Origin of the sequence: Rhodococcus sp. BL-253-APC-6A1W, assembly GCF_012843405.1 — a bacterium.
Classification (GTDB): domain Bacteria; phylum Actinomycetota; class Actinomycetes; order Mycobacteriales; family Mycobacteriaceae; genus Rhodococcus.
Window position 1 is genome coordinate 26406 of record NZ_JABAFB010000004.1, and the last position, 17940, is coordinate 44345.

The following is a 17940-nucleotide window of genomic DNA, read 5'->3' on the forward strand; positions in this document are numbered from 1 at the left end:
TGTCGCAACTGTGAGTCTGCGCCTGAAATGACGCATTGGCTTCATCACAGGGCGTCCGGCATGGCAGCATGACGGGTATGCGCATGACCGTTCTGGGGTGCTCCGGCAGTGTGGCCGGGCCGGATTCCGCCGCATCCGGATACCTGCTGACCGCACCGGACACCCCTCCTCTGGTCATCGATTTCGGTCCCGGCGTCCTCGGCGCACTACAGCGTCACGCGGATCCCGGTGAAGTCTCGGTTCTGTTGTCGCACCTGCATGCCGACCACTGCCTGGATCTGCCGGGCCTGCTGGTGTGGCGTCGCTACTCCCCGAATCCTCCGAACGGCCGGACTCTCGTGTACGGCCCCAGCGGTACGGCGTGCCGGATCGGTGTCGCCTCGGCCGAGGTCGCCGGCGACACGGACGACGTGAGCGACACCCTCGACGTGCGAACCGTCGTCGAGGGAGAACCGATCCGTTTCGGAGCGCTCGAGATCACGCCCGCCCGGATGCAGCACCCGCCGGAGGCCTACGGATTCCGGATCACCAGCGATTCCGGGCGCACGATGGTCTATACGGGAGACACCGGCATGTGTGATGCCGTGGTCGATCTCGCACGCGGTGCCGATGTTCTGCTCTCCGAAGCATCGTGGACCCATGAGCCGGGGGAGCGCCCGCCGGGAATCCATCTGTCCGGCACCGAAGCCGGACAGATCGCCACCCGAGCGGGTGTCGGAGAACTGCTCCTGACCCATATTCCGCCCTGGACATCGCGCGAAGACGTCATCGCCGAGGCGAAGGCCGAATACTCGGGCCCGGTCCACGCGGTGTCCGCAGGCGACGTCTACCGCATCTGAACCGCCTCCCGTCATCGCCTAGGCTCGGGTGCGTGACGACACGAGAAGACGGCAGGGCGGACGATCAACTCCGCGACATCCGCATCACCCGAGGGTTCACCAACCATCCGGCCGGATCGGTACTCGTCGAATTCGGGCAGACCCGGGTGATGTGCACGGCGAGCGTCGAGGAGGGCGTGCCGCGCTGGCGTAAGGGCTCGGGACTCGGGTGGGTCACCGCCGAGTACGCGATGCTTCCGGCCTCCACGCACACGCGTAACGGCCGCGAATCCGTCAAGGGCAAACTCGGCGGCCGCACCCAGGAGATCAGCCGGCTGGTGGGCCGCTCGCTCCGCGCCTGCATCGACCTCGCCGCGATCGGCGAGAACACCATCGCGATCGACTGCGACGTGCTGCAGGCCGACGGGGGAACCCGCACCGCTGCCGTCACGGGCGCATATGTCGCGCTGAGCGACGCGGTGACGTGGCTGCGCGCCGCCGGCCGTCTCGCCGACCCGCAGCCGATCTCGTGCCAGGTCGCCGCGGTGAGCGTGGGCGTCGTCGACGGCCGGGTTCGTCTCGACCTGCCGTACGAAGAGGATGTCCGCGCGGAGGTCGACATGAACGTCGTCGCCACCGACACGGGCACGCTCGTCGAGGTCCAAGGCACCGGTGAAGGCGCGACCTTCCCGCGCTCGACGCTCGACAAGCTGCTCGATTCGGCCCTCTCCGGCATCGAAGAACTTTGCCGGATCCAGCGAGAGGTGCTCGCACAGCCGTATCCGGGTGTCCTCCCCGAGCCCGCGGTCGCCGACCACGGGAAGAAGAAGTTCGGGGTCTGACATGACCGTGCGAGTTCTCGTCGCCAGCCGCAACGCCAAGAAGCTCCGTGAACTGCAGCGGGTGCTCGACAGTGCGGGCATCGCCGGGATCGAACTGGTGGGACTCGACCAGGTCCCGCCGTTCCCGGAGGCACCGGAAACCGGTGCGACCTTCGAGCAGAACGCGGTCGCGAAGGCACGCGACGGCGCGGCCGCCACCGGTACGCCGTGTGTCGCGGACGACTCCGGCCTCGAAGTCGACGCGTTGCGCGGGATGCCCGGGGTCCTGTCGGCGCGATGGAGCGGACGGCACGGCGACGACGACGCCAACACGGCACTGCTTCTCGGCCAGCTTCAGGACACCCCCGACGAGCGTCGCGGGGCAGCCTTCGTTTCCGCCTGTGCGCTGGCCTTCCCCCCGGAAGACGGGGACATCGACGTAGCGGTCGTGCGAGGTGAATGGCGCGGCCGCATCGTGCGGGAACCGCGCGGGCAGAACGGGTTCGGCTACGACCCGATTTTCGTGCCGGAGGGTGAGGAACGCACTGCGGCGGAACTCACCGCGGAGGAGAAGGACGCGTCGTCGCACCGGGGGCGTGCGCTCGCCCAACTCGTCCCGGCCCTGGCCGCGCTCGCCGCATCTCGATAGCGAGGTGGTCCGGCACCGCGGCGGCCGCACGTGCGGGACGGCATCGTGCCCGCGTGCGCCCCGGGAATCCCGGACGTGACCGACCGTCGACGAAGAACGACACCTCGGATGTCAGTGAACGTCCGAGGTGTCGTTCTCGTTCAGTGACCAGCGCATGTCGACGACGGTGCCCCCGGGCGAGCGGTCGACCGTCATCTCGGAGGTCAGGTTCCGAATCAGTGTCAGGCCATGGCCGCGGGAACGTCGAGACTCGTCGTCCGACGCGTCGTGCCAGATCCCGTGGTCGGTGACGAGCACGTGGAGTTGCCCGTCTGCTGGACGGTAGATCGCTTCGAAATCGAGTGTCGCTGCCGGGTCGCCCGGGGCGTAGGCATGCTCGACAGCATTGGCCAGTGCTTCGTAGCTGGCCAGAAGAATGTCCTGGCGACAATCGTCGTTCAGGGGCAGTTGCGCCAGCCAGCGACGCATGCTGCCACGGAGGAGTGCGATCTCGGATGGATCGGCCCGCACACCCCGATGGCTGATGCCATCGGGGGTGAACGATGCGGGCTCGTCATAGGCGGACGACATGGGTTCCTCGGTTCGTCGATGCTGTTACGCCTGCGGTGAGGAGTCCTCCGCCCCACCGCCCAGCGCGCCGAGTGCGTCGCCGAGGCGAGGATGAACCGAGAGCACCTCGCCGAGACCGAGCAGTTCCAGGGGCCGGGCGGTCGCACTGCCGTGTGCCACCACCGCGAAGCCGCGGTCGTCACCGGCGCGCTTGGACAGTTCGACCAGCAGGGCGATTCCCATGGACGCGAGGAAGTCGACTGCGGTGAGGTCCACGACGAGTCCGGTGGCATCGGTATCGAGGAGGGCGAGCGCCTGCTCTTCCAGCATGGGGGCGCTGGTCATATCGACCTCTCCGCTGATGGAGAGAACGGCGACGGATCCCTCCCTGGAGGTCGAGTACGTCATATGAGGATGTGCGGTAAGTGGATCGTTCACCGCCCTATCATGCAAGATCGCGCCGACAGAAGCGAGAAACAGGTTGAAGATTGCGCCGTCCCAGGCGTCGGGACCGACCCAAACGGATGTCTGTATTGTTCGAATGCAGCAGGGAAGGACGACCAACGTGGACGTGTACCGACCGGATGACTCGACGTACCATCCGTCGCTACTCCTCATCGAGGACGACCCCGGCGACGCCTTGCTCGTCGAGGAGTTGGTTGCGGACAGCGCTCCCGAGATGAAGGTCGTGTGGGTCCAGTCATTGGCTGCGGCCCGGGAGGAGTTCGCCGTCCGGATGCCGGACTGCGTGCTCCTCGACCTCCACCTCCCCGATGCCAGCGGTCTCGAGGCTGTCGCCAAGGTCAAGCAGATCGCCGAATCGGTGCCGATTGTCGTGCTCACCGGTCTGGCGGAGGAGCAGACCGGCCTTGCGGCGGTGTCGGTCGGCGCCCAGGACTACCTGGTCAAAGGCCGCGTCGAGCCGGATCTGTTCGGTCGTGCCGTCCGGTATGCGATCCAGCGAAAGCAAGCAGAACAGGCCGCGGCCGCTCTGCAGGCCGGTCAGCTGCGCGCGCAGGAGAACGCACGCCTGGAGCGGGGTTTGCTGCCGTCGCCGCTGTTGCAGGCGACCGGAGACTTCGACGTGGTTGCGCGATACCGGCCCGGCCGCACCTCGGCATTGCTCGGCGGTGACTTCTACGATGTCGTGCAGACCGAGGACGGCACCGTGCACGTCCTCATCGGCGACGTCTCCGGCCACGGACCGGACGAAGCGGCTCTCGGTGTCGGATTGCGTATCGCGTGGCGCACTCTTGTGCTCACCGGAGTCACAGGACCGCGCCGACTGCACAAGCTCGAGGAGATTCTGGTCGCCGAACGGTCGGAGAATCGGATCTTCGCCTCTGTGACCAACCTCTCGATGTCCCCGGATCGGCGGACCGTCGAAGTCATGCGCGCGGGCCACCCGGGACTGCTGCTCCGGAACGGTAGTAGCGTGGATTGGCTGGAGGCTCCGGGCGGACCGGCACTGGGTCTGCTGCCGAGTCTGTCGACCTGGCCGGTACACGAGATCACCTTGCCCTCCGGGGCGGCGATCGTGCTGTTCACCGACGGCTTGTTCGAAGGTCATCGCGGCGAAGGCCGCGAACGACTCGGGGAGGAGGGTCTGCTTGCTCTGGCACGGGCCTGCGCCGACCTGGGCCCCAACGATTTCACCGACTCCCTCATCGCACGTGCGGAGGAACTCGCCGAGAGCAATGGCGGACTGTCCGACGACGTGGCAGTGGTGTACGTGCAATGGAAGAAGGAAGTGGACGCACCCGCATGACGACAACCGACACCCCGGAGCCCGACGGCACGGCAGGGAACAGGGCAGGATCCTCCACGGTGACCAGCCGTGGAGGGGGCCCCACCGTGCAGGGCTGGTTCCTGATCGTGCTGAGCATCATGGGGGTGCTGGTCGTGCTGGGCGCCATCGTGGGCAGTCACTATCTGCGCGAGACGACCGCCATGTCCGACTACGTGAGGGATCGCATCCAGCCCGCCCGAGTCGAGGCGTACCGGCTGCAAGCGGCACTGGTGAACCAGGAAACGGGAGCGCGCGGCTATATCCTCGCCGCCGATCCTGCCTTCCTCCAGCCCTACGAGGACGGTCGCCTGGACGAGCAACAGGCAGTCGAGACGTTGCGGGGGCTGGTGCGCGGTGAGGAAGATCTCATCGCCGATCTCGATGCCGTCGAAGCGGCCGCTGAGGACTGGCGCCGCGTCTACGCCGTACCGCTCGTGTCGACCGTTGTCCCGGGTGATCCCCGCCCGGTCGATCCGGTTGCGGTGGAAGCAGGCCGTGTCGCCTTCGACCGGCTGAGAGTCCTGTTCGACGTCCAGAACGAAGGCCTGATGGAGGCCCGTGAAGAGGGCATCCGAGTACTCGAAGCCGTCCGGACCAACCGCGACACCATCTTCGCGTCGATGGTCGCGGTCTTCCTGGTCACCGGAGTGGGGATGGCGTTCCTCGTACAGATGATCGTGGTACGGCCCCTGGCGCGGCTTCGCGAAGCGACCCGCAAGGTCGTCGCGCGCGAGGAATTCGGTCACCACATCACGCCCGAGGGGCCGGCGGACATCCGTGCGCTCGGCCAAGACGTCGAGAACATGCGCGAACGGATCGTCCGAGAGCTGGAAGTGTCGCGCGAACGTCATTCCCAGCTGGAAAGCCAGGCGATCGACCTCCAGCGGTCCAACGCGGAACTCGAACAGTTCGCCTACGTCGCGTCCCACGACCTGCAGGAGCCGCTGCGGAAGGTCGCGTCGTTCTGCCAGCTGCTCGAGAAGCGCTACGGCGACAAGTTGGACGAGCGCGGAACCCAGTACATCGCGTTCGCGGTCGACGGCGCCAAGCGCATGCAGATCCTGATCAACGACCTGCTCACGTTCTCTCGGGTCGGGCGGGTGAGCGACGATCACGTCCGCGTGGCGCTCGATCCCACGCTGGACGCGGCGCTGGGCAACCTGGCCCAAGCCGTCGAAGAGTCGGAAGTGATCATCGAGCGGCCCGAGAAGCTCCCGGAGATCGTCGGCGACCCCACGCTGCTGGTGATGCTGTGGCAGAACCTGCTCGGCAACGCCATCAAGTTCCGCCATCCGGACCGTCCGATCACGATCCGCATCGGATGCGAGCGACTCGGCGAGGGCGAGCAGGCGATGTGGCAGTTCTCGGTCGAGGACACCGGCATCGGCATCGCCCCAGAATTCTCGGACAAGGTCTTCGTCATCTTCCAGCGACTGCACGGACGTGACGTCTACACCGGTACGGGTATCGGTCTTGCCATCTGCCGCAAGATCGTCGAATACCACGGTGGGGGGATCTGGCTCGACCCCGAGTACAAGGGTGGTGCCAGGTTCTGCTTTACCATTCCCGCTGTGGGTGACAAGGAGCCTGCACAAAACGAGGCTCTGGAAGGAGCATCTGCATGACGATTCCCGGCGAGCCGATAGACGTTCTGCTGGTCGAAGACGACCCCGGCGACGAGCTGATGACACGCGAGGCGTTCGAGGACAACAAGATCGGCAACACGTTGCACGTCGTACGCGACGGAGAGGAAGCGCTCGACTTCCTGTACCGGCGTGGAGCCCATGAGGGTGCGCCTCGGCCGGACCTGGTTCTGCTCGACCTGAACCTGCCCAAGTACGACGGGCGCCAGGTGCTCGAGAAGATCAAGTCCGACCCGGACCTCACCGATATCCCGGTCGTGGTCCTCACCACGTCGGCTGCCGAGGAGGACATCCTCCGAAGCTACAAACTGCATGCGAACGCCTACGTGACAAAACCGGTCGATCTCGACCAGTTCATCCGGGCGGTCCGGCAGATCGACGAGTTCTTCGTCCAGGTGGTACGCCTGCCGAGGCGCTGACCCGCGCGTACAACACTCGCGTGAGACGAATCGGGTGGATGTGGTCGGATCTCTCCGGCCGCATCCACCCGATCGTCACGCTGGGGAGTCGTCAGACCCCGAAGTCGGCCTTCACCTGCTGGGTGCGCTTGTGCTCGACGTAGAACGACAGGAACGGGATCGTGCCGGCGAGTAGCGTGCCGACGGTCCGGCCGAGCGGCCAGCGCACCTTGATCGACAGATCGAACGTGAGCACGAGGTAGACGGCGTAGACCCACCCGTGCACGATCGCGATCCACGCGGGCACATTCTCGATGCCGATGATGTACTTGGCGACCATCTCACCCGTGAGGATGAGGAGCCAGATGCCGGTGGCGTACGCGAGGACGCGGTAACGCAGCAGGGCGGAACCGATCTTCTTGCGGTCCGCGTCGCTGACGACGCGCGTCGTGCCGGCGGACGCCTGCTCGGGGGTGGTGCTCACTGAGCGCTCCTATCGGACCTGCGCGCCAGCTGCGCGAGGTACTCGTTGTACTCCTGGGTTTGGCGTGCCTCAGGATCGTCGGCCTCTTCGGCCAGCGCTTCCGCCACCGTGCGGGGGCGGGAGGGGAGCAGATCGGCGGGAATCTCGGTGGGTTCCTTCGGCTCCGACGGACGCGGGGCGCCGGTGGCCTCGGCTTCGGCCTCTTCCGCCTCGAGTTTGACGAAGCGGCGGTACGCATAGACGCAGAAGAATGCGAAGGCCGGCCACTGGAACGCGTAGCCGAGATTCTGGTAGGTGCCGCCGACTTCCTCGAAGCGCATCCACTGCCAGTAACCGAGCCCGAGGCATCCGCCTGCAGCTACCAGGACCAGGACAACCAGGGCGAACCGGCGGGGCGGTCGATACTCGGACACGCTCTCGACGGTACCCGAGCGGTGCACCGACCTGCCAAGACGGTCGATGCACCGTGGGTCATCTCACGTGGTGCGCGAGGGGGGACTCGAACCCCCACGTCCGAAGACACGGATACCTAAAACCCGGGCGTCTGCCAATTCCGCCACTCGCGCTTCACGGACACAATACGTTACGGCTCCTGGCATGCCGACTCGAAGCCGAACCTGTGCCTGCCGGCCCAGGTCGGCGTCTGACTGTGGCAGTTCGGGCAGAGAAATCGCACGTTCTCGGGGCGGGAGTCGTTGGGGTTGCCGTCCACGTGATCGACGTGGAAGACAAGCCTTTCTCCGTTCCAGACAGGCCCGGTGGTGCAGACGGCGCAGCGGTGCTCCCGGCCCGTCTCGAGAAGCGCGCGGCGAAGGAGATGTGGTTTCACGCGGGGAGCGCCACGGGGGCGCTCGGTGAGGATCTCCGTCCAGTGTTGTCGTCCTGCACCGCCGCTGGGAAGGCGTGGTCGTCCGGTGAAGTGGGAGGTGTCGATGCCGAGGGCCTTGATTCTGCGGCCGAGATGCGTGTGATGTCCCCCATTCGGTGTGAGTCCGAAGTACCTCATGACCTCCGCGACGTTCGTCGAATGTCGCACTGCTTCTTCCAGCACTTCCTTCGTGTACTTGAGCGGTCGTGCCATCCCTACCCCTTCGCCCGGTCGTAGAAGCGAACATGTGTTCGAACATGGGCAGATTAGCGGGCTCGTCCGACACGGTTTGCCTGCCTGACGCACGGCCGAGGTCCGCCGTCAAGGTAGTAACGATTCTATAACGATAAAACGTGAGGCTTCCTCGGGTTATCGGATATCCACGCACCCATGCAGCCAGGCGTGATTCTGGTTACTCGCCGGTTCGTTCCCCTGGTGAATGTGAGGTAACTCACTGGTCCACGGACTATGGCGGCCTGGGTGCTCCGCAAAACATGAGGAACCCCTCATGATTCTGTGCGAATCTGGGCGTGCCCGTCAGAGCACACCGAGTCCGTGCGACACACCTCGCCGGCAGTGCAGCACCACAGGAATGCCTCGACCAGGGGTGTCCAGGAGAGGAAATACACGCGTGACGATCGACGAGACCACACCAGGCGACAACGGACGGAACTCGAAGGCATCACGACGCACCGGTGAACGGGGAGCCGTCGGCGCATCCCGGGGTGCTCTGGTGGACAAGTTCCTTGCCGGCGAGCCCTATGCCCTCGCGTTCGGTGGCCAGGGTGCGCCGTGGCTGGACTCGCTCGGAGAACTCACCCGTGACAACGGCCTCGAGCCCGCACTGACGGACCTCGTCAACGCAGCAGCGGCATACCTCGCGCCGGTCGCCGCAGATCTCGTCGTGGTGCGCCCTGCGGGCTTCGACCCCGTCGCATGGATCCTCGAGCACGAACTCGCGGACGAGGACGCCCCTCTCGCCGGGCCCACCGCTGCAACTCTGACGTCCGCCGCCGTGTCTCTTCCCGGCGTGCTCCTCACCCAGCTCGCCGCGCTGCGTGCGCTGGCGAACCAGGGGCTCGACGTCAACGAGGTTCCGCCGTCCGCCGTGATCGGCCACTCCGCCGGTGTCCTCGCGGTCGAAGCCGTCTCCGCCGGCGGCCGCAGGGACATGGAGATCCTGGCGATCTCTCAGCTCATCGGAGCGGCTGCAGCGCTCGTCGGACGCCGCCGCGGTCTTCTCGCGGGCGCGGGCAGGTTTCCGATGCTTGCCGTCGCCGGCGTCGATCCCGAGCGCCTCCGCTCGATCGTCGCCGAAACCTTCCGAGACCAGGATCCTTCTCGGAGTGCGGTGGTCGCGATCCGTAATGCCCGCCGCCGCGTCGTGCTGTCCGGTCCGCCGGCCGCGCTCGAGCGCGTGCAACAGCGATGCGAGCAGATCACCGCTGCCGAGACCCGCGAACGTGAGTCCAAGCAGCGTGGCGGCGCGGTGTTCTCACCGACCTTCGAACCCGTCTCGGCCGAGGTGGCATTCCACCACCCCGCATTGGCGGACGCCGTCGACCAGGTCGCCGATTGGGCAGCCCGCTGCGGTCTCGATGCCCACCTGGCCCGCTCGCTCGCCGAATCGATCCTCGTGGCCCCGATCGACTGGGTGGAGCAGGTGGACACGGCACTCGAGTCGGGTGCGTCGTGGATTCTCGACCTGGGCCCAGGCGAGCTGCTCACGCGCATGACCAGTTCCGGACTGCGCGGCCGTGGAGTCGGAATCCTCGCCGCGTCCACCCGTGGTGGCCAGCGCAATCTGCTCACGCCCGGCGCGGAGCCCGAGATCCCGCGCGCATGGACCGAGTTCGCACCGACCCCGATCACGCTGCCGGACGGTCGCGTCGGTGTGGAGACGGCGTTCACCCGTCTCACGGGCCGGTCACCGATCCTGCTCGCCGGTATGACGCCGACGACCGTCGACCCTCGGATCGTCGCGGCCGCTGCGAACGCCGGCCACTGGGCCGAACTCGCGGGCGGCGGGCAGGTCACCGAGCAGATCTTCGCCGACAACGTCGCGGGCCTGCAGAACCTGCTCGAGCCCGGCCGCGCGGCGCAGTTCAACTCGATGTTCCTCGACCCGTACCTGTGGAAACTGCATGTGGGCGGTAAGCGCCTGGTGCCGAAGGCCCGCGCGGCAGGCGCACCGTTCGACGGTGTCGTCGTGACGGCGGGTATCCCGGACCTCGAGGACGCGGTGCAGATCATCTCCGATCTGCGCGACGCCGGCATCGAGCACATCGCGTTCAAGCCGGGCACCGTCGCACAGATCCGTTCGGTGATCCGGATCGCGAACGAAGTTCCGAACTTCCCGGTGATCGTCCACATCGAGGGCGGTCGCGCCGGCGGTCACCATTCGTGGGAAGACCTCGACGACCTGCTCCTCGACACCTACGCCGAACTGCGCACCCGCCCCAACCTCGTGCTGTGCGTCGGCGGCGGTATCGGTACCCCCGAGAAAGCGGCCGACTACCTGACCGGTCGCTGGGCGACGCGTCACGGTTTCCCGGCGATGCCGCTCGACGGCATCCTCGTCGGCACCGCGGCGATGGCGACGCTCGAGGCCACGACCGCGCCGGCCGTCAAGCAATTGCTCGTCGACACTCCCGGCACGCCCGACTGGGTCGGTGCGGGTACCGCATCCGGCGGTATGGCGTCGGGCCGCAGTCAGCTCGGTGCCGACATCCACGAGATCGACAACGCGGCCTCACGCACGGGCCGTCTCCTGGACGAGGTCGCCGGTGACGCCGACGCCGTGGCGGCGCGCCGCGACGAGATCGTCGCCGCCCTCGACATCACAGCCAAGCCGTACTTCGGCGACGTCGGCTCCATGACGTACCTGCAGTGGCTGCGCCGCTACCTCGAGCTCGCCGTCGGAGCGGATCATGCACCCGAATTCGATTGCGGCGCAGACCTGTCCGACGCCGTCGCCGAAACGCATGTCAGCCTCTGGACCGATGTGTCGTGGCGCGAGCGCTTCCGATCGATGCTGCAGCGCGCCGAGGCACGCCTGCACCCCGTCGATCGCGGCCCGATTCCGACGCTGTTCGCCGACGACGCCACGCTGGAACGGCCGTACGCGGCGCTCCACGCGCTCACCGCTCAGTACCGCGACGCGGACGAGATCGTCCTCCACCCCGCCGACGTGCCGTTCTTCGTATCGCTGTGCAAGACCCCCGGCAAGCCCGTGAACTTCGTGCCCGTGATCGACCGGGACGTTCGCCGCTGGTGGCGTTCCGACTCGCTGTGGCAGGCACACGACCCTCGTTACGGCGCCGATCAGGTCTGTGTCATCCCCGGCACCGTCGCCGTCGCGGGAATCACGCGAGTGGACGAGCCCGTCGGTGAACTGCTCGATCGGTTCGAGAAGGCCACCGTCGACGAGTTGCTGGCTGCCGGTATCGAGCCGACGCCGATCGTCGCGCGGCGACATCTCGATCTCGCGCCCGGCGTGCTCGACGCGGTGCTCTCCTCCCCGGACGTGTACTGGGCCGGTCGCCTGACCCGCAATCCGGTGCACCGTCTCGGCGACCTGAACGACTGGAACGCGGAATCCGATTCCGCGGCGTCGCATGCGCCGACCGGCGCGACCCTGACCGTCCTCGACGACCGGCACGTCGGGTTGCGCGTCCCGCTCGCCCGGGACAAGGCCGTCGACATCCGCATCACCGTGCCCTCGTCCGTGGGCACCGGCGGAGCACCTGTCGTGAGCGACACCGACGCGGACGCGGCGATGTCTGCGCTGCTCGGCGTCGCAGCGGGCCAGGAACTGCCGGCCGTCAAGAAGGGCGCCGCCCGGGTCACCCTGGGCTGGCTGCCGGAAAAGATCGCGGACCACGCCGGAGTGACCGGTTCGGGCCTGCCCGAGAACCTGACTCCCGCTGGCAACGGCGTGCCCGACGTGCTCGTCGGTGCGTGCTGGCCCGCGGTGTTCGCCGCACTCGGGGCCGCACGCACCACCGCCGACCGGTCCGTCATCGAGGGCATGCTCGATCTCGTTCACCTCGATCACGCCATCGACGTCAAGAACGGTCTGCCCACCGAGCCCGCCTTCCTGGGTGTCAAGGCAGAGGTCGCCGGAGTCTCCGACGCCGATCTCGGTCGTGTCGTGCAGGTGAACGTTGTGATCACCGCCGACAACGGTGACGGTTCCGGCCACAACGTCGTCGCAACCCTCGTCGAGCGCTTCGCGATTCGCGGTCGTACCGGCAGCGCCGAACTGGCCGATCCGGTCCGCGCAGGTGGCGCCCTGAGCGAGGATGTCACCGACACGCCTCGTCGGCGCCGCCGCGATGCGGTGATCGTCGCCCCCACCGATATGACCGCGTTCGCGAGGGTCTCGGGGGATCACAACCCGATCCACACATCCGGCAACGCCGCGCTCCTGGCGGGGCTGGGCAGCCCGATCGTCCACGGTATGTGGCTGTCGGCGGCCGCTCAGCAGGTCGTCACGGCCGCCGAGACGGACGCGAAGCTCCCGGTGAGGAAACTGACCGCGTGGACGACGCGCTTTCTGGGCATGGTCCGGCCGGGCGCGAAGATCGACGTGCGCGTCGATCGGATCGCCACGGATCGCGGCGCCGAGGTCGTCGAGGTGAGTTGCCGGGTCGACGGGGATCTGGTCATGGTGGCCACCGGGCGCATCGCCGCCCCGAAGACCGTCTACGCGTTCCCGGGACAGGGCATCCAGCGTCCGGGCATGGGTCTCGACGCCCGCGCCCGCAGCAAGGCCGCCCGGGAGATCTGGGATCGCGCCGACAAGCACACCCGCACGGCTCTGGGGTTCTCGATCCTCGCCGTGGTGCGCGACAACCCGACAGTCCTCACAGCGCGGGGCGTGACCCACAAGCATCCCGACGGCGTCCTGCATCTGACGCAGTTCACGCAGGTCGCGATGGCGACGCTCGGCGTCGCGCAGATCGCGGAGTTGCGTGAGGCCGGCGCGTTCCTCGAGGATGCGCTCCTCGCCGGGCACTCGGTCGGCGAATACAACGCCCTCGCGGCGGTCGCCGGTGTGCTGCCGCTCGAGGCCGTGCTCGAGGTGGTCTTCCAGCGTGGCTCGGCGATGCACGCTCTCGTGCCGCGCGATGCGCAGGGCCGCTCGGACTACCGCATGGCGGCGATCCGGCCGTCGCAGTTCGGCGTGGCCGACGAGGACCTCGAGGCGTTCGTCGCCGCGGTCGCGGACCGGTCCGGAGAGTTCCTCGAGATCGTCAATCTGAACCTGAGAGGATCGCAGTACGCGATCGCGGGCACGGTGGCGGGTCTCGACGCACTCGAGAAGGTGATCGAACGCAAGGTCGCCGAGTTCGGCGGCAAGCGCGCCTTCATTCTCGTGCCGGGCATCGACGTGCCGTTCCACTCGACCGTGCTGCGCGGCGGTGTGGACGACTTCCGGGAGCGCCTGCTGCACCTGCTTCCCGAGCAGATCGATCCGGACATCCTCGTGGGACGCTATATCCCCAACCTGGTGCCCAAGCCGTTCGACCTGAGCCGTGAATTCGTCCAGGAAATCGCGGATCTGGTGCCGTCCGAGCCGCTCGCCGAGGTCCTCTCCGACTTCGACGCGTGGTCGGCGGACCGGTCCGGGCTGTGCCGCGTCGTGCTGGCCGAGTTGCTCGCATGGCAGTTCGCATCGCCGGTGCGCTGGATCGAAACGCAGGACCTGCTGTTCGCGCCGGAATCCGAAGGTGGTCTCGGCGTCGAGCGGTTCGTCGAAATCGGCCTCGGTGCCGTCCCGACGGTGGCGAACCTGGCGTCGCAGACGTTGAAGCTTCCGGGCCGATTCGGTCAGCCCGTCGAGGTCCTCAACATCGAGCGTGAAGCATCGGTCGTGTACTCGACGGACGTGGATCCCGCACCGTTGGAAGACGACGAGCCCGAAGCACCGTCCGCCGAGGCCGCGCCCGCTGCGACCGCGGTCCCTGCTGCTGCCCCGGCCGCGCCGGCCGGTGGCCCGACCCCCGACGACATCACGTTCAAGGCCGCCGACGCCACGAAGGTGCTCATCGCCCTGTGGACGAAACTGCGCCCCGATCAGATCGGCCCCGCGGACACGATCGAGGCATTGTGCGACGGCGTGTCCTCACGTCGTAACCAGTTGCTCGTCGACCTCGGTTCCGAGTTGTCGCTCGGTGCCATCGACGGTGCTGCGGATGCGGACATGGGCGCGCTGGCCGGCACGGTCGATCGTCTGGCCCGTACCTACACCCCGTTCGGGCCGGTGCTGACCGATTCGATCAACGACCACCTGCGCAAGGTGTTCGGCCCGTCGGGCAAGCGTCCCGGCTACATCACCGACCGGGTCGCGAAGGTGTGGGGACTCGGCGAGGGCTGGGCCCGGCACGTCACCGCGGAGGTTGTGCTCGGTAGCCGCGAGGGCACGTCCGTTCGCGGCGGTGACCTCGGCGGGTTGTCGCAGGGTGCGCTCGCGGACACCGCGTCTGTGGACGCGCTGATCGACGCCGCTGTGCAGTCCGTCGGGTCGCGCCGCGGGATCTCCGTGTCGATGCCGTCCGCCGGTGGCGGGACCGGCGCGACCGTCGACGCCGCGGCACTCGGGGAGTTCACCGAGCAGATCACCGGCCGGGACGGCGTCCTGGCGAGTGCTGCACGCCTGGTGCTCGAGCAACTCGGCCTCGACCAGCAGGTTTCCGGCCTGGCCGACAAGGCCGACGACGAACTCGCCGAGTTGGTCTCGGCCGAGCTCGGCGCGGACTGGTCCCGGCAGGTTGCGCCCGCCTTCGACGCTCGCAAGGCCGTGTTGATCGACGACCGCTGGGCGACCGCACGCGAGGATCTCGCCCGGATCTGGCTCGGGGACCCGATCGGCGTGGAGCGCTTCGACGGTGCGGGCGCGACGGTCGCTGCGCACGCCGCGTTCTGGCGGGCCAAGGCCATCGACGCGGGCCGCGTGGTGTCGGCCGAGACCTACGGTCGTATCGCGGCCGCCGCCCAGGCCACGGGCGACGCCGCGTACACCGGAGAGGTCGCAGTCGTCACCGGAGCCAGCAAGGGCGGCATCGGCGCCGCGGTCGCAGCCGAGCTACTCGGGGGCGGCGCAACGGTGGTGGTCACCACGTCGCGTCTCGACTCGACGCGCCTCGGTTTCTACAAGGATCTCTATGCGCGGAACGCTCGCGCCGGTGCTGCCCTCTGGGTGGTGCCCGCGAACATGGCGTCGTACGCCGACGTCGACGCGCTGATCGAGTGGATCGGCACCGACACCGTCGAGAACGCGGGCGGCACCAAGAAGCTGATCAAGAATGCGCTCACACCCACCCTGCTGTTCCCGTTCGCCGCACCCCGTGTCGCCGGATCGCTGGCCGACGCCGGTGCTCGCGCCGAGATGGAGATGCGGGTTCTGCTGTGGTCGGTGGAACGGCTGATCGCCGGTCTGTCCGGCATCGGCGCGGACACCGACGTCGACACGCATCTGCACGTCGTGCTGCCGGGCTCCCCGAACCGTGGGATGTTCGGTGGTGACGGCGCGTACGGCGAGTCCAAGGCGGCACTCGACGCGATCGTCACCCGCTGGAGCGCCGAGCGCACCTGGGCCGAGCGCGTCACCTTGGCGCACGCGCTCATCGGCTGGGTCCGGGGGACGGGACTGATGGGCGGCAACGATCCGCTCGTCGAGGCCGTCGAGGCGGCCGGCGTGCGCACGTGGTCCACGTCCGAGATGGCCACCGAACTGCTGAAGCTCGTCGGACCGGAGGCCAAGCGACTCGCGAAGCAGGCGCCGCTGGTCGCGGACCTCACCGGGGGACTCGCCGAGGCAGCCCTCGATCTGCCGGCGCTCGCGAAGCAGGCCCGGGACGCGGCCGAGGTCGCGGACGCACCCGATCGGGACACCGACCCGGATGCGACGATCGCGGCTCTGCCCGCGGCCCCGCGTGTGGACGAGCTGCCGACCCCGGAGTGGTCCGCACTCGATATCGATCCCGCCGACATGGTGGTCATCGTCGGCGCCGGTGAGCTCGGCCCGTACGGCTCGGCCCGCACCCGTTTCGAGATGGAGGTCGACGAGGAACTGTCGGCAGCCGGTGTGCTCGAGTTGGCGTGGGTCACCGGCCTGATCGAGTGGGAGAACGAGCCCGAGCCGGGTTTCTACGACGCGGAAACCGGCGCGCTGGTGCCGGAAGCGGAGATCGCCGATCGCTACCACGACGCGGTGGTCGAGCGCTGCGGGATCCGCCGCTACGCCGACGACGGCGCGATGACCGACAACACGGCACCGCTGTTGACCTCGGTCTTCCTCGACAAGGACCTGTCGTTCGTGGTGGGTTCCGAGATCGAGGCCCGCGCCTTCGTCGACTCCGATCCGGAGAACACGGTCGCTTCGTTCGATGCCGAGTCCGGCGACTGGACGGTCACCCGCAAGGCCGGCACCGAGATCCGCGTGCCGCGCAAGGCGAAGCTGACCCGCACCGTCGGCGGCCAGATCCCCACCGGCTTCGACGTCACCAGGTGGGGCATCCCCGCCGACATGGCGGACTCGGTGGACCGGGTGGGGCTGTGGAACATCGTCACGACGGTCGACGCGTTCCTCACCGGAGGGTTCACCCCGTCGGAACTGCTGCGCTGGGTGCACCCGTCGCTGGTCGCCAACACGCAGGGCACCGGCATGGGCGGCATGACCTCCATGCGATCGCTCTACATCGACACGCTGCTCGGTGAGTCCCGTGCGAACGACATCCTGCAGGAAGCCTTGCCGAACGTCATCGCGGCGCACGTCGTGCAGTCGTATGTCGGTGGCTACGGCGCGATGGTGCATCCGGTGGCGGCCTGCGCCACGGCTGCGGTGTCCGTGGAAGAAGGCGTCGACAAGATCAAACTCGGCAAGGCGAAACTGGTCGTCGCGGGCGGCTTCGACGATCTCGGTATCGAAGGCATCATCGGCTTCGGCGACATGTCGGCGACCGCGAAGTCGGACGACATGCGGGCCAAGGGCATCGACGACCGTCGTTTCTCGCGGGCCAACGATCGCCGGCGCGGCGGGTTCGTCGAGTCGGCGGGCGGCGGCACGGTCCTGCTCGCCGCGGGTGATGTCGCACTCGAGATGGGCCTGCCCGTTCTCGGTGTGGTCGCCTGGGCCGGATCCTTCGCCGACGGTGTGCACACCTCGATCCCGGCGCCCGGCATCGGTGCGCTCGGGGCAGGTCGCGGTGGGCTCGAATCGGGGCTGGCCAAGGAACTGCGCAAGCTCGGCGTGACCGCAGACGACATCGCGGTGATCTCCAAGCACGACACGTCGACGGCGGCGAACGACCCGAACGAGGCGGAGTTGCACGAACGGCTCGCGGGAGCCCTCGGCCGCAGCGACGGCAACCCGATGTTCGTGGTGTCGCAGAAGTCGCTGACCGGGCACGCGAAGGGCGGTGCGGCAGCGTTCCAGCTCGTCGGACTGTGCCAGGTGCTGACCCAGGGCGTCGTCCCGCCGAACCGCAGTCTCGACTGTGTCGACGAGAAGATGGCCGAGTTCGAGCACCTCGTGTGGCCGCGCACCCCGTTGCGGTTCGGTGAGCAGTACGCGCTCAAGGCAGGCCTGCTGACGAGCCTCGGGTTCGGGCACGTATCCGGGCTGATCGCGGTGGTGCACCCGCAGGCGTTCGTCGAGGCGGTCCCGGCAGATCGTCGTGAGGAGTACCGCGCGGCAGCAGCGGCACGCACGGTCGTCGGCAAGCGGCGCCTGGCATCGGCGATGGCCGGGGGTGCGGCGCTGTACCAGCGGCCCGCGGACCGTCGTTTCGGTGGAGACGCGGTGCCCGCCGCCGCCGCCCGTCATCTCGAAGCGGCTGTGCTGCTCGACGCGGATGCACGACTCGGCGACGACGACGTGTACCGCCCGGGCCTGCCCGGCTGCAAGTAACGACG

12 protein-coding genes and 1 tRNA gene are annotated in these 17940 nt (G+C 68.1%); 7 read left to right on the forward strand and 6 right to left on the reverse strand.

The genetic code is table 11. From position 1 onward, the window contains the following. The first annotated feature begins 77 nt into the window (after positions 1-77). The 3 genes from HF877_RS06760 to rdgB are packed head-to-tail and all read left to right on the forward strand — an operon-like array spanning position 78 to position 2288. Positions 78-839 carry a cyclic nucleotide-degrading phosphodiesterase gene (locus HF877_RS06760; RefSeq protein WP_169620424.1) on the forward strand — a complete coding sequence of 254 codons (762 nt, stop codon included), beginning with the start codon at positions 78-80 and terminating at the stop codon, positions 837-839. A 32-nt stretch (positions 840-871) separates the two neighbouring features. Next, positions 872-1660 carry a ribonuclease PH gene (gene rph / locus HF877_RS06765; RefSeq protein WP_169620425.1) on the forward strand — a complete coding sequence of 263 codons (789 nt, stop codon included), beginning with the start codon at positions 872-874 and terminating at the stop codon, positions 1658-1660. Between the two features lies 1 nt (position 1661). Then, the gene (gene rdgB / locus HF877_RS06770; protein WP_169620426.1) at positions 1662-2288 is read left to right on the forward strand and encodes an RdgB/HAM1 family non-canonical purine NTP pyrophosphatase; all 627 of its coding nucleotides are present in this window, start codon (positions 1662-1664) and stop codon (positions 2286-2288) included. Positions 2289-2399: 111 nt separating this feature from the next. Here rdgB and HF877_RS06775 read toward each other — a convergent pair whose 3' ends face one another. Together HF877_RS06775 and HF877_RS06780 are read right to left on the reverse strand one after the other, a co-directional pair. Beyond that, positions 2400-2858: an ATP-binding protein gene (locus HF877_RS06775; RefSeq protein WP_169620427.1), complete on the reverse strand. Its 459-nt coding sequence runs from the start codon at positions 2856-2858 to the stop codon at positions 2400-2402. Between the two features lie 24 nt (positions 2859-2882). Beyond that, on the reverse strand, positions 2883-3275 hold the full coding sequence (locus HF877_RS06780) for an STAS domain-containing protein (RefSeq protein ID WP_346765083.1): 393 nt from the start codon (positions 3273-3275) through the stop codon (positions 2883-2885). A 127-nt stretch (positions 3276-3402) separates the two neighbouring features. Here HF877_RS06780 and HF877_RS06785 point away from each other — a divergent pair, with 127 nt between their 5' ends. The 3 genes from HF877_RS06785 (at position 3403) to HF877_RS06795 (ending at position 6688) form a co-directional block, all read left to right on the forward strand. Further along, positions 3403-4605, forward strand: coding sequence for a fused response regulator/phosphatase (locus HF877_RS06785; RefSeq protein ID WP_169620428.1), 1203 nt, complete (start codon positions 3403-3405; stop codon positions 4603-4605). Between the two features lie 119 nt (positions 4606-4724). Next, positions 4725-6251, forward strand: a complete 1527-nt coding sequence (locus HF877_RS06790; protein WP_240952140.1) for a sensor histidine kinase — start codon at positions 4725-4727, stop codon at positions 6249-6251. After that, complete coding sequence (locus HF877_RS06795) at positions 6248-6688, forward strand: response regulator (RefSeq protein ID WP_169620430.1); 441 nt, start codon at positions 6248-6250, stop codon at positions 6686-6688. Before HF877_RS06790 ends, HF877_RS06795 begins: the two co-directional genes overlap by 4 nt. Before the next feature lie 91 nt (positions 6689-6779). Here the strand turns inward: HF877_RS06795 and HF877_RS06800 are convergent, their stop codons facing one another. From HF877_RS06800 to HF877_RS06815, 4 genes are all read right to left on the reverse strand, one after another. Then, a complete protein-coding gene (locus tag HF877_RS06800) occupies positions 6780-7151 on the reverse strand; it encodes a DUF3817 domain-containing protein (RefSeq protein ID WP_169620431.1) in 372 nt (123 codons plus the stop codon). Continuing rightward, positions 7148-7564 (reverse strand): transcriptional regulator, encoded by a 417-nt coding sequence (locus tag HF877_RS06805; protein WP_169620432.1) that lies wholly within the window; start codon positions 7562-7564, stop codon positions 7148-7150. The genes HF877_RS06800 and HF877_RS06805 overlap by 4 nt, the downstream gene beginning before the upstream one ends. A 68-nt stretch (positions 7565-7632) precedes the next feature. Then, positions 7633-7717, reverse strand: a tRNA-Leu gene (locus HF877_RS06810). A gap of 17 nt (positions 7718-7734) precedes the next feature. Continuing rightward, entirely contained in the window at positions 7735-8232 is a 498-nt protein-coding gene (locus tag HF877_RS06815; RefSeq protein WP_169620433.1) for an HNH endonuclease, read from the reverse strand. Positions 8233-8650: 418 nt separating this feature from the next. On the opposite strand from HF877_RS06815, the gene HF877_RS06820 reads away from it, so the two are divergent. Beyond that, positions 8651-17935, forward strand: a complete 9285-nt coding sequence (locus HF877_RS06820; protein WP_169620434.1) for a type I polyketide synthase — start codon at positions 8651-8653, stop codon at positions 17933-17935. The last annotated feature ends 5 nt before the right edge of the window (positions 17936-17940 follow it).

Bases quoted from the DNA above. Each gene is read 5' to 3' on its own strand.
- HF877_RS06760 (WP_169620424.1), top strand. From the start codon at position 78: ATGCGCATGACCGTTCTGGGGTGCTCCGGCAGTGTGGCCGGGCCGGAT.
- HF877_RS06790 (WP_240952140.1), top strand. From the start codon at position 4,725: ATGGGGGTGCTGGTCGTGCTGGGCGCCATCGTGGGCAGTCACTATCTG.
- rdgB (WP_169620426.1), top strand. From the start codon at position 1,662: ATGACCGTGCGAGTTCTCGTCGCCAGCCGCAACGCCAAGAAGCTCCGT.
- HF877_RS06795 (WP_169620430.1), top strand. From the start codon at position 6,248: ATGACGATTCCCGGCGAGCCGATAGACGTTCTGCTGGTCGAAGACGAC.
- HF877_RS06815 (WP_169620433.1), bottom strand. From the start codon at position 8,232: ATGGCACGACCGCTCAAGTACACGAAGGAAGTGCTGGAAGAAGCAGTG.
- HF877_RS06775 (WP_169620427.1), bottom strand. From the start codon at position 2,858: ATGTCGTCCGCCTATGACGAGCCCGCATCGTTCACCCCCGATGGCATC.